At 65.0% G+C, this 13,269-nt stretch carries 12 protein-coding genes and 2 pseudogenes; 5 read left to right on the plus strand and 9 right to left on the minus strand.

The genetic code is table 11. From position 1 onward, the window contains the following. Positions 1-167: 167 nt before the first annotated feature. Together AX756_RS04680 and AX756_RS04685 are read left to right on the plus strand one after the other, a co-directional pair. Entirely contained in the window at positions 168-647 is a 480-nt protein-coding gene (locus tag AX756_RS04680) for a component of SufBCD complex (RefSeq protein ID WP_068309553.1), read from the plus strand. Between the two features lie 95 nt (positions 648-742). After that, positions 743-1,165, plus strand: coding sequence for a PaaI family thioesterase (locus tag AX756_RS04685; protein ID WP_068309189.1), 423 nt, complete (start codon positions 743-745; stop codon positions 1,163-1,165). Here the strand turns inward: AX756_RS04685 and AX756_RS04690 are convergent. Continuing rightward, positions 1,162-2,184, minus strand: coding sequence for a YcjF family protein (locus AX756_RS04690; RefSeq protein ID WP_068309554.1), 1,023 nt, complete (start codon positions 2,182-2,184; stop codon positions 1,162-1,164). The genes AX756_RS04685 and AX756_RS04690 overlap by 4 nt on opposite strands. A gap of 22 nt (positions 2,185-2,206) precedes the next feature. Continuing rightward, complete coding sequence (locus tag AX756_RS04695) at positions 2,207-3,625, minus strand: YcjX family GTP-binding protein (RefSeq protein ID WP_068309190.1); 1,419 nt, start codon at positions 3,623-3,625, stop codon at positions 2,207-2,209. Between the two features lie 206 nt (positions 3,626-3,831). Between AX756_RS04695 and truA the strand changes: the two genes are divergently transcribed. Then, a complete protein-coding gene (gene truA, locus AX756_RS04700; protein ID WP_068309191.1) occupies positions 3,832-4,599 on the plus strand; it encodes a tRNA pseudouridine(38-40) synthase TruA in 768 nt (255 codons plus the stop codon). A gap of 210 nt (positions 4,600-4,809) precedes the next feature. Here the strand turns inward: truA and AX756_RS04705 are convergent, their stop codons facing one another. From AX756_RS04705 to AX756_RS26850, 6 genes and pseudogenes are all read right to left on the minus strand, one after another. After that, positions 4,810-5,520: a CDP-alcohol phosphatidyltransferase family protein gene (locus AX756_RS04705; protein ID WP_068309192.1), complete on the minus strand. Its 711-nt coding sequence runs from the start codon at positions 5,518-5,520 to the stop codon at positions 4,810-4,812. A gap of 157 nt (positions 5,521-5,677) precedes the next feature. Further along, complete coding sequence (locus tag AX756_RS04710; RefSeq protein ID WP_156461395.1) at positions 5,678-5,944, minus strand: hypothetical protein; 267 nt, start codon at positions 5,942-5,944, stop codon at positions 5,678-5,680. Between the two features lie 281 nt (positions 5,945-6,225). Beyond that, positions 6,226-7,116 carry a tyrosine recombinase XerC gene (locus AX756_RS04715; protein WP_068309195.1) on the minus strand — a complete coding sequence of 297 codons (891 nt, stop codon included), beginning with the start codon at positions 7,114-7,116 and terminating at the stop codon, positions 6,226-6,228. 29 nt (positions 7,117-7,145) lie between these two features. Beyond that, a complete protein-coding gene (locus AX756_RS04720; protein ID WP_068309196.1) occupies positions 7,146-7,859 on the minus strand; it encodes a DUF484 family protein in 714 nt (237 codons plus the stop codon). 56 nt (positions 7,860-7,915) lie between these two features. Next, positions 7,916-8,035: pseudogene (locus tag AX756_RS26845) on the minus strand (fructose-6-phosphate aldolase); the annotation flags it as partial. Between the two features lie 177 nt (positions 8,036-8,212). Next, positions 8,213-8,339, minus strand: a pseudogene (locus AX756_RS26850) (fructose-6-phosphate aldolase); the annotation flags it as partial. Between the two features lie 87 nt (positions 8,340-8,426). On the opposite strand from AX756_RS26850, the gene AX756_RS04730 reads away from it, so the two are divergent. Both AX756_RS04730 and AX756_RS04735 read left to right on the plus strand, forming a co-directional pair. Beyond that, complete coding sequence (locus AX756_RS04730) at positions 8,427-10,625, plus strand: primosomal protein N' (protein ID WP_068309199.1); 2,199 nt, start codon at positions 8,427-8,429, stop codon at positions 10,623-10,625. A gap of 97 nt (positions 10,626-10,722) precedes the next feature. Continuing rightward, positions 10,723-11,844: a flavin-containing monooxygenase gene (locus tag AX756_RS04735; protein WP_068309202.1), complete on the plus strand. Its 1,122-nt coding sequence runs from the start codon at positions 10,723-10,725 to the stop codon at positions 11,842-11,844. 272 nt (positions 11,845-12,116) lie between these two features. Here AX756_RS04735 and AX756_RS04740 read toward each other — a convergent pair whose 3' ends face one another. Beyond that, positions 12,117-13,181, minus strand: coding sequence for a YeeE/YedE family protein (locus AX756_RS04740; protein ID WP_068309204.1), 1,065 nt, complete (start codon positions 13,179-13,181; stop codon positions 12,117-12,119). Between the last annotated feature and the right edge of the window lie 88 nt (positions 13,182-13,269).

Genomic DNA, 13,269 nt, shown 5'->3' on the forward strand with positions numbered 1-13,269 from the left:
GGATCGGGCGCTATCTCAAGGGCGACAAACCGCGCGCGGCCCGAGCGGCTTGCGCCCTCGGAAAAGGAGAGCTAAGCGAATGGCGCTGTCGGTCGTTGACCGCACGGGGCGGAACGGGAGCAATTCTGGTGCAGGACTGGTATCTGACAGTGTTCGAGCTGATCGACATGCGGTCGTTCTCGAACCTTTGGTACTGGATCGCACTCGCTGTCCTGTGGTCCACGTCAAGCCATTGGGTGATCGGGGTGCCTTACGACATGGTCACCCGGGCCAGGCGCCACGGCGGCGAGGCGGAAGCGGATCTCCACGATATCGTTCGCGTCAACGTGAACCGGATTCTCTTCATCTCTCAAACTGCAGGTATCTGGATCATCGCCTTCGGCAGCTTCGGCCTCACGGTGCTGGCCACGCTCGGATTCTACTACCAGATCGAATTCGCCCAGGCCGTCTTCCTGCTGGCCATGCCCATGGGCATCGTGTCCTGGCTCAGCGTCCGCACCGCCCGCAGGATCCACGATGCCGACGGCGCCGATCTCTACCGGAAACTGCACTTTCACCGTTTCAGCGTGCAGGTGCTCGGCATGATCTCGATCTTCGTCACCGCCTTCTGGGGCATGTGGCAGAACATGGCGCATGGGGCCTTCTGAGCCCGGTTTCGTGCCAACCCTCCCCGATCCTTGCTTGCACTGAGCGGCTTTCTTCGCCAGCCTCGCGGCTCGGAGCGGGAGGAGAGAGAGCGGATATGGACATCGTGATGCAGGGCGCGGATCTTGAAAGCCTGATCGCGGAGGTATTCCCGCAGGTTGCCAATGATTTCAGGGTGGAAGCGGTCACCGAAGACGGTATTCGCCTGCGCCTGCGGGTTGCCGAGAAGCATCTGCGCCCCGGGGGCACGGTTTCGGGGCCGTCCATCTTCGCGCTGGCCGATTGCGCGATGTATATGGCGGTGATGAGCCGGATCGGGCCAGAGGCGCTGACCGTGACAACCAGTTGTTCCATCGATTTCATGCGCAAGCCGAAAGCGGGGCGGGACCTGCTGTGCGACTTGCGGCTGCTGAAGCTCGGCAGGAGCCTTGCCGTGGGCGATTGCCTGATCACCAGAGAGGGGGGCTCGGCGCCAGTTGCCCGCGCCGCGCTCACCTATTCCATCCCGCCAAGCGGTTAAGCTGAAGATCCACCGAAAAGCCCGGCCAGCGCCCGCTTGACGATGGCCGAAACCGAGGGCCGCTTCAGCCGTGTAAAGGGCAGGGGGCGGCAAACCTCGATTGCGGCGACGCCAACGCGGGCGGTCAGCGCGCCGTTCACAACGCCTTCGCCAAAGCGGCGCGAGATGCGGCTGAGCAGCCCGCCGCCGGCCACGGACTGGATCAGGTCGTCGCCCACCGCCACCGCGCCCGTGGCGACCAGATGGGTCAAGACGGCGCGGGTCAGGCGCAGGCTGCCGAGCGTTCCGGAGCGGCCGCCATAGATCTCGCCGATCCGGCGGATCATGCGGACCGTCGACAGCAGCGCGGTTGCGACATCGGCCAGCGCCAACGGAACAATGGCGGTGACGGTTGCCACTTGCCGTGCGGCGCTCTCCACCTCGGCCCGCGCCGCGGCATCCAGCGAGGTCAACAACTCGGCCTCCGCCAACCCGAGCAGGGCATCGGCATCAAACTGCTCGTCGGCACGATCCCGCAGGCGTTGCCGCGGCAGGTCGAGCTCCTTGCGCGAGGCATAGAGCTTGTTCAGCCGTTCGATGACCGATTGCGCCGCCTTCAGGTCGTTCATGCTCTGTGCGCTGGCGGCATCGCGGTGAATCCGGTCGAGCCGTGCGAGGCGAAAGAACCCCGCCGCTTCGCGCAGTGCCAACAGCAGGAAAGCCAGCAGCACCGCGCCGAGCAGGCCGAGCGCAAGCGTGCCCAGAAACGTGTTGCGCGCGAACAGGCTGGTGACGAAGTCCCAGGCCGCGACCGAGGCCGCAAAGGCGATGAAGCTTGCCAGCGCCCCCCAGAAAAGCCGCCCCAGCGGTGAGGACCGCCGCGTGGCAAGGCGGACCGCGCCCTGCATGGCCTGTCCGCTCGGTGCGATGGCGGCAAGTTCCGGCACTGGCGGCGCCTCGGCCGGGCTGGCGGACGGCCGGGTCGTCTCTGCGGCCTCATCGATCTCGATCAGAACCGGCCCCTTCGGCGTCTCGCTCATTTGCCGCTCCATCTTTGCAATGTCATTTCAACCGGTCCCCAAAGAGAAACTCCGCCGCACGGTCGAGCCGGATATGCGGCGGGCCTTCGCCCGGCTTCAGCGTGCCGGGGGCCGGCGCGAAGCGCATCACCGAATAGTCGCCATCGAGCCAGCGTTCCGCGCCCTCCCGTGCCGGAACCAGCAGGCGCGAGGGGTCTTCCGGCAGCGTTCCGGGGTAGAGAACGGCCTCCTTGCCGCTCTCCAGCCGCCCGCGCACCATGCCCAGCTCGCGCCCCTCGACGGTGCGGGTTTCCTCCACCGTGGCGCGCAGCGCGGCAATCGCCATCGCGTTGGTGCGGGCGCCTGCGAAATCGGCCCGGTCGCGTGCCTGGCGCAGCATCGCCTCCATGATCGCGGTCACCTGGCCATGCTGGGTGTGATGGATGTGGTCCGCCTTGGTCGCGGCAAACAGGATGCGTTCAACCCGCTTCGCGCCGAGCAGGCGCGTCAACCAGGCGTTCCGTCCGGGCCGGAAGGCGCCAAGAATGTCGTTCATCGAGCGGCCAAGATCTTCGACCGCTTTCGGTCCGGCATGGATGGCGCCGAGCAGGTCGACCAGTACGATCTGCCGGTCGATCCGGGCGAAATGATCGCGGAAGAAAGGCTTGACCACCTTCGCCTTGTAGCTTTCGTAACGCCGTTCCATCTCGCGGCGCAGCGAGCCGCGTGGCGCGCGGGCCTCTTGCGGGGGCATCGGCGCAAAAGTCAGCGCGGGCGAGCCGGCCATCTCTCCGGGCATCAGGAACCGCCCCGGCGTGCAATCGGAAAACCCGGCCTCGCGTGCGGCGCCCAAATAGCCGATATAAGCCGCGGCCAGTGCCTGGGCTGCGGGCTCGGTAACCTCCGCATCGCCGTCGACCGATTCCAGTGCCTGCAGGAACCCGGCCGCCGAAGGTCGATCCGCCGCCCGCTGCAGGATTTCGGAGGACCAGTCGTCGTAGCTGCGCTCCAGCAATTGCAGGTCCAGCAGCCATTCTCCGGGGTAGTCGATGATATCGAGATGAATGGTCCGCGGCCCGGAGAAACTGCCCATGAAGCCGCGCGGCTGCACCTTCAGCGACAGCCGCAACTCCGAGACAGCGCTTGTCGGCTGCGGCCAATGCGGGGCGGGGCCGGTCAGCGCCGCCAAATGGCTCTCGAAGGCAAAACGCGGCACGGTGTCGTCGGGCTGCGGCTGAAGCCAGGCGCCCACGATCGCCCCATCCGCCGCCGAAACCAGCCCCGGCATCCGCCCCCGATCCATCAGGTTGGCCACCAGTGAAGTGATGAAAACCGTCTTTCCGGCGCGGGCAAACCCCGTCACGCCGATCCGAATGACGGGTTCGAACAGGCTTTCGGACAGGGCGGCCGACGCGTCCTCGACCCCCTGCACGATCCCGTCCGCGATACGACCGATAACCACCAAACCCTCATTCTCTGTTCGGATCAGACATATGGCGTGCAACCGCCATTGCCTAGGGGGCAAGCCCGTTTCGCGACGACCACCGGAGATCGAGGCACCACCATCAGCCGTCATCTTTCCCCAAATACCTCCGCCGGAGGCAGGTCGTTCAGCGGCCTTCAAGCCGGCAATGGACAGCGCTTGCCTCAGGCGATATTGCGCCCATCATGCCCCGCTACGCTTTCAAGATCGAATATGACGGCGCTCCCTTCGCCGGCTGGCAGCGCCAGAAAGACCACCCCTCCGTCCAGCAAGCGGTGGAGGAAGCGCTTGGCCGGCTGCAATCCCAGCAGCCCATCATCGCGGCCGCTGGGCGGACCGATGCCGGCGTCCATGCACTCGCCCAGGTCGCCCATGCCGATATGGAGCGCGACTGGGAGCCGTTTCGCCTGTCGGAGGCCCTTAACTACCACCTCAAGCCATTGCCGGTTGCCATCACGGCCATGGCGCGGGCCGGCGATGACTGGCATGCGCGCTTCTCGGCGACCGAACGCAGGTATCTCTTTCGACTGCTGAACCGGCGCGCTCCGGCTGCGCTCAGCGCCGGAAAGGTCTGGCAGGTTTCCGCGCCGCTGGAAGTTGCGCCAATGCAGCAGGCCGCGCGCTTCCTGCTGGGGCGTCACGATTTTACGACATTCCGGGCCTCCGAATGCCAGGCCGACAGCCCGGTGCGCACCCTGGATCAGCTCGATGTAGAACGGGTGCAGACCCCTCTCGGGCCGGAGATCCACTTTCATGTCCGCGCGCGCTCCTTCCTGCACAACCAGGTGCGCAGCTTTGTCGGCACGCTCGAGCGGGTGGGGGCCGGCGCCTGGGAGCCCGAAGATGTGCGCGAGGCACTGGAGGCGCGAGACCGTGCGGCTTGCGGTCCGGTCTGTCCCCCTCAGGGGCTTTACCTCGCGGGCGTGACCTACATGGACGATCCGTTCGAGTGACGCCCGCGGCGCGGTGATTGTGCAATTTTTTGGGGGGGTGCTGTATCCCAAAACCCTGAGATGTTTAAGGAAAAGGGAGATTTCAGGACGTCGATTTCGTCCTCTTTCCAAGAGTGCCCCGGCAAGCGGCACGATCAGTGACGTCGAGCGCGCGCGTGCGTCTTGGCCTGCCAAAGCAGCTTCTTGTTTCGGAGTGGTCCGTTGAAACGATCAGGCCTGGTTCTCGGCACTGCGGGTCTTCGGCAGTATCTGCTGCAATATGCCCGCGCCCAGCAGGTAAATGCTGGATAGAACCAATCCCAGGCGCGCCCAACTCTGCGGATCGAAGGATACCCAGGCCGCCCATGCGGCGCAGATGATCCAGATCATGATCACCGGCAGCGAGATTGCGCGCCAACGACGGGTTCGCACCGGATGGATGAAGCGCAGGTTGGTGAACATGGCGGCCGAGAGCAGTGCAATGACAATCATGCAGATCCAGACCGGCGGCTTGATGGCAAAGATCACCAGCACGACCATGTTCCAGCATCCGGGAAAGCCGGAAAACGATTTGTCGGCCGTCTTCATGCCGGTGTAGGCGAAATAGAGTGCCGAGGTGAAGGTGATCACGATCAGGGCGGCCCATCCTGTCCAACCCGGCAGGATATCCGAGGCAAAGAGGGCGAAGGCGGGGATGAAGACATAGGTCAGGTAATCGATGATCAGATCGAGCAGCGCGCCATCGACCTGCGGTGCATTGGACGAGACATCATATTTTCGCGCAAGCGGTCCGTCGATTCCATCCACCACGAAAGCCGCGACCAGCCAGACGAACATCATAGGCCAGTCATAGCTTACCGCCGAGATCAGCGAGAGCATGGCCAGAACGGCCCCGGTGGCGGTGAGCAGATGGACAGAATAGGCGCGGTGTTCGGGCTTCATTCATTTCCAATGCCGAATATCGGACGGATTTGCAAACCGGATAGCAAAGGATTTTCGCAGGCGCGGCGAATGCGGAAAACGGCCGGTTCGGCGTTCAGCGCGAACAGGGAAGGTGTCGGAGGTAGCCAGAGGGCCGCTCCGACGGTTTTCAAGTGGTTCAGGCGTATGAACTTGCGCCCGCGCCGAGGGCGGATTGCGCGTTGTTGTAGAGCATCTCAGCCATCGCGGAATCGGCCGACAGGTTGAAGCTGCCACCGCCTGCAACGCCTTCGCCGCTCTGCAGAAGGCTCTGGAACAGGTTCGCGGAATTCGCCGTACTGATCTGCTCGGTGCTCTGCGTGCTCGATCCTTCGGCATCCTCCGGCGGCGGTGGCGGTGGCGGGCGCTTGCCTTGGGTGCTGGCGGTCTCTTTGGTTGATTGCATGGCTGTGGAGGCCTGAGCGCTGGAAGAGGTTTGCCCGGCCTCTACGCCCTGCGAGAATGCCTGTTGTCCCTGCCCGGATGGCGTAGGGTTCATACCGATGGAGTGCAGGGTCATCCCGCTTCCCATACTCGTCATACTTCCAATCATGAATTGCCTTTTCGATGTGATGTGGTGCCGGAGACATCAATCCGCATCGAGGTAAATTCCGACTGAATCCGGACGCGCTGCCCGGCGGGAAAATCAATAAAACAATCCGACAAATTCTTGGGGTGTCATAGCCTTCAGCCCAGCCGTGGATGGGCCTTTTCATAGACTTCCATCAGCCGCTCGGCATCCACGGCGGTGTAGGCCTGCGTGGTCGAGAGGGAGGCATGGCCGAGCAATTCCTGGATCGCGCGCAGGTCTCCGCCGGCGGCGAGCAGGTGGGTTGCGAAGCTGTGGCGCAGCGCATGCGGGGTGGCCGAGGCGGGCAGGCCAAGCTGCATCCGGCTGCGCTCCATCACCCTTGCCACAAGCCGCGCATTGAGCCGCCCGCCGCGCTTGCCGCGAAAGAGCGGCGTCCCCGTCTCGGCTGGCCAGGGGCTGAGCGCGACATAACGGGAGACCGCCTCGCGGGCGGCGGGCAGGACAGGTACGATTCGCTCCTTGCCGCCCTTGCCGCGAATGCGCAGGCCGTCGCCAAGGGGCAGGCTGTCGGCATCGAGCCCAAGCGCTTCGGAGATCCGCAACCCGCAGCCATAAAGCAGGGTGACGACCGCGACATCGCGGGCGGCGATCCATGGTTCCTCCGATTGCAGTTCCACCGTGTCCAGCACCGCCCTCGCGGCGTCTTCGGCCAGCGGACGGGGCAGTTTGCGGCGGTATTTCGGGGCGCGGGCGGCGAGAATGGCAGTGGCGTCGAACCCGTCACGTTCGGCCATCCAGCCGGCGAAATTCTTCACGGCGGAGAGTTCGCGCGCCAGCGACCGGGCGGCAACACCGCGTCCGCGCTCATGCGCCATCCAGGCGCGCATGTCGGAAATGGTCAGCCTTTCCAGCGGCCTCGCGCCGAGGCTCTCGCCGAAATGCCGTGTCAGGAACGCGAGGAAACCGGCAAGGTCGCGTTGGTAGGCAGTCAGCGTGTTCTCGGCCACGCCATCGACGGCGTTTAGATGGGCAAGCCAGCGGGACATGGCGTCCCTCAGCCCGTCGGATATCTGGATCAGCTCAGCCAACGGCGCATCTGGCGCTCGAAGACACCGGCAAAGAAGGCCAGCAGGTCGGTTGCCTGGTTCGGGCGGAACTGGTGCGGGTCCTCGGAGCCGAGCGCGAGCATGCCGGGCAGGGTGCCCGACCCGAAGTCGAGCTTGAGCAGGGCCTCGGAATTGACCCAGTCGGCCGCGTCGCCATAGAGGACCTCGCTCTCGGGGCGCAGCTGGCGCAGGGTGACCTGCCGAGTGGGCGCGCCTTCGCGGCCTTGCGTAAGATAAGCCTCGATAAAGCCGGGCGGTACGACGCTGAGAACATCGCCCAGCCGGCGCACGGCAACCTCGCCCTCGGCATTGGCGCTGCTCTCCAGCACCAGCTTGATGCAGTCCACCCGCAGGATCGCGGCCACATCGCCCCCGAGTCCCTTGAGGAAATCCTCGAACTCCACGGGGTCGAGCATGGAAAGGATGGCGCGGTGGATCTGGTTGGTTCCGGCAAGATTGTCATAGGCGGCTGCGATCACGGAGCGATGGGTATCTTCCAGCCTGTCGAGCCGGCTTTCCAGCCGCTCCATCGCGATGCCGCGCAGGTCGATGATATTGCCGCCAAGCGATTTTTCATTGGCGGAAATGAGCGCTCGCATGATCTCCCTGTCATCCAGGATCACATCCGGTTGCGCGATGATCTTGTCTTTGAGGTCTTCCAGATCTACCGCCACTTCGTTCATCTTCGTCCCGCTACATCAATTTCGCCCGGCAATCCTATACCAGGTCGGAGAAATTTCTATCCAGTTCTTGCCCATTCCTGCTCAAAGGCGTCCAGTCCTTTGTCGGTGAGAGCGTGGTTGACCATGGATTTGATCACGGCAGGTGGCGCTGGTGCCACAATTGCGCCGGTCTGGGCGAGCACTTTCATGTTTGTGACCAAGCAATCCGGACAAGCAAAAGGAGGCTTCGAGATAGATGGCCGCTAGGCCCTATCGGGTATGGATCCAGTGCCCCTTCCCATTCAGGTCGTCAGGGTTGCACGCCATGGTTTCGACTGGAACGGTGCTGGAGACCCTGTCGCATTTTTTCCCGATGACTTCCTTGATGTCCCCGCCGGATTTCAGGATGATCGTCGGGTTGGTCGTATCGCCATCGACCATGCCGAGAGCGTGTGGTTCGGCGATGGCGTTGATATAGGCCGGGTCAACGAAGAATCTCACCGGCTTCGTCCTCGAGACGGTATCAAGCCGACTTGCGGGCTGCGGCCCAGGTGAAATGACGGCGGGCCGGTCCCGTCGGGGGACGGGATGACGGATAACGGCTGGTATGCCAAGGGTGATCTGGTTGCGGTTCTAACCACGCAGCCGCTGGATCGGTGCCTGGACTACGCGGCCCCCGAGGGTGGCTGTCCGGAGGGCGCTTTCGTCGAGGTGCCGCTGGGGCCGCGCAAGGTTCTGGGCGTCGTGTGGGGGCCGGGCGCGGGCGATTTCGACCGCGCCCGAGTGCGCAGCATCGACCGGGTGCTGGACGTTCCGCCGATGCAGGCGGAGTTGCGGGAGTTCCTGGGTCGCTGCGCCGATTACACGCTGACGCCGATGGCCTCGATGCTGCGCATGGCGACGCGCGCGCCGGGGTTGACGGATGCCCCGTCGATGCGGTGGGTCTATCGCCGCGGGGAAGGGAAACCGGAGCGGATGACCGATGCGCGCCGACGGGTGCTGGCGACGCTGGAAGAATACGGCGGGCTGGCCTTCACCATGTCGGAACTGTCGGCGACGGCGGGGGTGACGAACAGCGTGATCAAGGGGCTGGTCAAGCAAGGCGTGGTGGTGGAAGAGGCGACGCCGCGCGATCTGCCATACCCGCGGTTGGACCATGAACGGGCGGGCTTGCCGCTGAGCGAAGCTCAGGCGGCGGCGGCGGCGGCGCTGCGCGCCGCCGGAAAGCGCGGCGCCTACGGCACCACGCTTTTGAAGGGCGTTACCGGCTCGGGCAAGACGGAGGTCTATCTGGAAGCGGTGGCGGAATGCCTTGCGGCGGGGCGGCAGGCATTGGTTCTGTTGCCGGAGATCGCGCTGACAGGGGAGTTCCTGTCCCGCGTGGAGCGGCGGTTCGGCGCCCGGCCGGCGGAATGGCATTCCGGTGTGACGATGACGGAGCGGCGGCGCTGCTGGAAGATGATCGCCGAGGGGGGCGCGGAGTTGGTCGTGGGCGCGCGCTCGGCGCTGTTCCTGCCGTTTCGCGATCTGGGTCTGATCGTCGTCGATGAGGAGCATGACAGTTCCTACAAGCAGGAGGACATCGTCTTTTACAATGCCCGTGACATGGCGGTGCTGCGCGCCTCGCTCTGCGACGCGCAGGTGGTGCTGGCCTCGGCCACGCCGTCATTGGAGAGCTGGGCCAATGCAGAGGCCGGGAAGTACACCCGGCTGGAGCTTGGCGCGCGTTTCGGCGCAGCGGAGATGCCGGATATGCGGGCGATCGATCTGCGCGGGGAAAAGATTCCCTCCGGGCGCTGGATTTCGGGCGAATTGCAGCGTGCCGTCGAGGCGCGGATCGCGCAGGGTGAGCAGTCGCTGCTGTTCTTGAACCGGCGTGGCTATGCGCCGGTCACGGTCTGTCGGGCTTGTGGCCACCAGATCGGCTGCGACCATTGCGACGCGCGGATGGTGGAGCACCGGTTCCAGAAGCGGCTCGTTTGCCACCAATGCGGCGAGACCAAGCCGATGCCGGAGGTCTGCCCGAAATGCGAGGTGGAGGGGCGGCTGGCGCCGGTGGGGCCGGGGGTGGAGCGGCTCGCCGAGGAGGTGGTGAGCCTGTTCCCGGAGGCACGGGTGGCGGTGCTGTCCTCGGACCTGTTCGGCTCTGCCCGCGCGCTCAAGGAAAAGATCGCGGAGATCGCGGGTGGCGGAGCCGATATCGTCATCGGCACGCAGCTGGTGGCCAAGGGACATAACTTTCCGCTGCTGACGCTGGTGGGCGTAATCGATGCAGATCTGGGCCTGCAAGGAACGGACCTTCGCGCCGCCGAACGCACCTTCCAGTTGGTGCGGCAGGTGGCCGGGCGGGCAGGGCGGACGGCGGACCGGCAGGGCGTGGCCCTGCTTCAGAGCCACCAGCCGGATCACCCGGTGATCAGGGCGATCCTGTCGGGGGACGAGGAGGGCTTCTGGCGCGCGGAGGCCGAGCAGCGCCGCGTGGTCGGCATGCCGCCTTATGGGCGGTTGGCCGGGATTATCCTCTCCTCGCCGGAAATCGCCGAAGTTTTCGATTTCGGCACCGAGCTTGCCCGCCGCGACGGGCCGCTGCGCGAGGTGGGGGCGCAGGTTTTCGGCCCCGCGCCGGCGCCGATTGCACGGGTGCGCGGGCGGCACCGGTTGCGGCTGTTGGTCAAGGCTGCCAAGGGCGTTGCGCTTCAGGGGGCGCTGACCCGCTGGATCGCGCAACTGCGGGTGCCGAACAACCTGCGCCTGAGCGTGGACATCGATCCGCAGAGTTTCTGGTAACCATACGGCCACAATTTCAGGAAACGCGTCGTCACGGCGTGCTCCGACGCTTGCCACGCGCTGAACGGGCAGGGATGCTGCGGCGGGGAGGATGTCGATGGACGCGATCGTGATCGGGGCGGGGCCGGCTGGGCTTGCCTGCGGTGCTTGTCTGAAACGGCAGGGATTCGATGTCGAATTGCTCGACCGCGCGCAGCAGGTCGGTGCGCGTTGGCGTGGGCATTACGATTCCCTGCAGCTGCACACATCGCGAGGACGCTCGGGCCTGCCGGGCCTCGCCATGCCACGAACCTATCCGCGTTATCCGACGCGTGCGCAGGTCGTCGAATATCTGGAAAGCTATGCCCGCCATTTCGAACTGGAGCCGGTCTTTGGCGCGGAGATACGTCGCGTGGAGAAATCCGGGGAACGCTGGCGGGTTACCGGGTCCATGGGCGAACGGATGGCGGATGTCGTGGTCTTCGCGACCGGTATAAATGACAGGCCGCGCCAGCCGGTCATCGTCGGACTGGAGGAATTCGACGGGCCCGTGGTGCATTCCTCCTGCTATCGCAACCCCGAGGCGTTGCCGGGACAACGCGTTCTCGTGGTCGGTTTCGGCAATTCCGGCGCGGATATCGCGCTGGACCTGATCGCCGCGGGCCGCGATGTGCAGATCGTGGTGCGCAGCCCGGTGAATATCCTGCCCAAGGAACTGCTGGGAGTGCCGATCACCTCCTTTGAGTTGCTGACACGGCTTTTGCCCTATCGCTGGGCGGACCGATTGGTAGCACCCCTTCTCAGGGCAGCCGTTGGCAGGCCCGAGGACTTCGGGCTGGTGGCGCATTCAAAGGGCCCGGCGGCGCGGGTGATCGAGGATGGACGCATCCCGATGATCGATACCGGCGCGCTGGCGGCGATCCGGGAGGGGAAGCTGATCCTGCGTCCGGGCCTGGAGCGGTTCGAAGGGCAGGTTGCACGCTTCGTCGATGGGTTGGGGGTCGAATTCGATGCGGTGGTTCTGGCAACGGGCTACCAACTTGATTTGCGTTCACTGCTGCCCGGCCTGCCCGGCGTGCTGGACGCCGCAGGCCGACCGCTGGCGAGCGGGCGGCGTACTGCGGAGCGGGGGCTTTACTTCTGTTCCTACGTTGTCTCGGCCAATGGGCAGTTGAAACAGGCTGGCCGGGAGGCCGAGGCCATTGCCCGCGACGCGGCGGAGATGGTGCGGCGGGGGTAACCCGCTCGCTGCGATGCGCCGGCCCTGTGATGCCGTTGGGGCAGAATGTAGGCGGGTCTCTTGTTCTCAGGCGCAGGAAAGGCACGCTTGAACGATCCTGCGGATCGTGCCGCCGGCGGGGATATTTCCAGAAGGAGGGAAAGGGCAGGTCTCTTCAGGGCGTCTTCTTTACAGAAATATCCACGGGCGCAGCGCCCTCAATTCCGCGGCATTGTCCTGACGGCCAATGAACGTCGGGGCGCTGCTGCTCGTTGGTTGGTCCTGATTTCGCGCTACGCAGTAACTGCGGCGCCGCCTTTCTGGTCCACGAGGTAATCGGTCGCCACGGCGCCGATCCACATGCAGGTCAGCGCAACCCAGGCCGTACCCACGAAGATGGACGTTCCGGTCACCCCGGCACCAATGGCGCAGCCACCGGCGAGCATGCCGCCGAAGCCCATGGCGGCCGCTCCGATCATGGCACGTTGCATGTTGCCCGCCCCCTCGAAGCCCTGGGCCTTCAACTCGCCTGCCCAGGCAGCGGCGAGGAAGGCGCCCAGGAAGACGCCCGGCACAAGGCCGATATCGAATTCCAGCACCGTGTCCGGAACCAGGAAGAACATCAAGGTGTGCGCCGACGGCCCGGTGAAGGTGGCGCTTTCGATCTGGACGGGATCGAAGGCGACCTGGCTGAGGCCGTAGGTCAGCACCCAACCCACGGCCACGGCAAAGCCAACGCCCGAGGCCATGAAGAGCTTTCGCGTTCCCAGCTCGTTTTTCCGGGACAGGTAAATTGCAAGCGCGGCGAGGACGAGGCCAAGTGCGAGGCCTGTCGCCTCGGGCAGATGAAGCGCGGCCAGCACGTCCATATTCGTGCCGCCCTCGGTGATCCAGACACCGGAGATCTTCTCGCGCAGCGGCAACAGCCAGCCGCCAAGGCTCATCTGTGCAACCACGGCAAAGACCAGCCCCGAGACCACGGAACGCAGGTTGCCCGTCGCCGCCAGCACCAGCAACCGGCCCGAACAGCCGCGCGCCAGCACCATGCCCATGCCGAAGAGCAGCCCGCCGATGATCGCGCCGGACCATGTACCAGGCACCGCCATCATCCGTGCATCCTCGGCCCGCATCAGCCCCAGCATCTGCGCGCCCTGCACCCAGACCATCGCCGTGGAGAAGGTCAGCAGCCAGATCGACATGCGCGGCCCGATATTGCCACGGGCAAATTCCACCGTCGCCGCGCGCAGGCAGAAATTCGATCTCTGCGCCGCTATGCCAAAGATCATGCCGGTGATCAGCCCGAACAGAGCGGCTGTCGGCGCTTCGCCGATACGCTCGACAATTGCCAGAATGTCCATTTTGTCCTCTCGCACGCGTAATATTCAAAAATTGCCATGATACATGCCGCAACGCAAAAAGGGATGCCTTGATTCAGATCAGTCCGGA

The sequence above is a fragment of the Aliiruegeria sabulilitoris genome, assembly GCF_001558155.1.
GTDB lineage: Bacteria > Pseudomonadota > Alphaproteobacteria > Rhodobacterales > Rhodobacteraceae > Tropicimonas > Tropicimonas sabulilitoris.

Excerpts from the sequence above, each read along its gene's own strand:
- AX756_RS04705 (WP_068309192.1), bottom strand. The coding sequence starts at position 5,520 with ATGAAGCCCGAACACCGCGCCTATTCTGTCCATCTGCTCACCGCCACC.
- truA (WP_068309191.1), top strand. The coding sequence starts at position 3,832 with ATGCCCCGCTACGCTTTCAAGATCGAATATGACGGCGCTCCCTTCGCC.
- AX756_RS04730 (WP_068309199.1), top strand. The coding sequence starts at position 8,427 with ATGACGGATAACGGCTGGTATGCCAAGGGTGATCTGGTTGCGGTTCTA.
- AX756_RS04720 (WP_068309196.1), bottom strand. The coding sequence starts at position 7,859 with ATGAACGAAGTGGCGGTAGATCTGGAAGACCTCAAAGACAAGATCATC.
- AX756_RS04735 (WP_068309202.1), top strand. The coding sequence starts at position 10,723 with ATGGACGCGATCGTGATCGGGGCGGGGCCGGCTGGGCTTGCCTGCGGT.
- AX756_RS04685 (WP_068309189.1), top strand. The coding sequence starts at position 743 with ATGGACATCGTGATGCAGGGCGCGGATCTTGAAAGCCTGATCGCGGAG.
- AX756_RS04740 (WP_068309204.1), bottom strand. The coding sequence starts at position 13,181 with ATGGACATTCTGGCAATTGTCGAGCGTATCGGCGAAGCGCCGACAGCC.
- AX756_RS04715 (WP_068309195.1), bottom strand. The coding sequence starts at position 7,116 with ATGTCCCGCTGGCTTGCCCATCTAAACGCCGTCGATGGCGTGGCCGAG.
- AX756_RS04710 (WP_156461395.1), bottom strand. The coding sequence starts at position 5,944 with ATGCAATCAACCAAAGAGACCGCCAGCACCCAAGGCAAGCGCCCGCCA.
- AX756_RS04690 (WP_068309554.1), bottom strand. The coding sequence starts at position 2,184 with ATGAGCGAGACGCCGAAGGGGCCGGTTCTGATCGAGATCGATGAGGCC.
- AX756_RS04680 (WP_068309553.1), top strand. The coding sequence starts at position 168 with ATGCGGTCGTTCTCGAACCTTTGGTACTGGATCGCACTCGCTGTCCTG.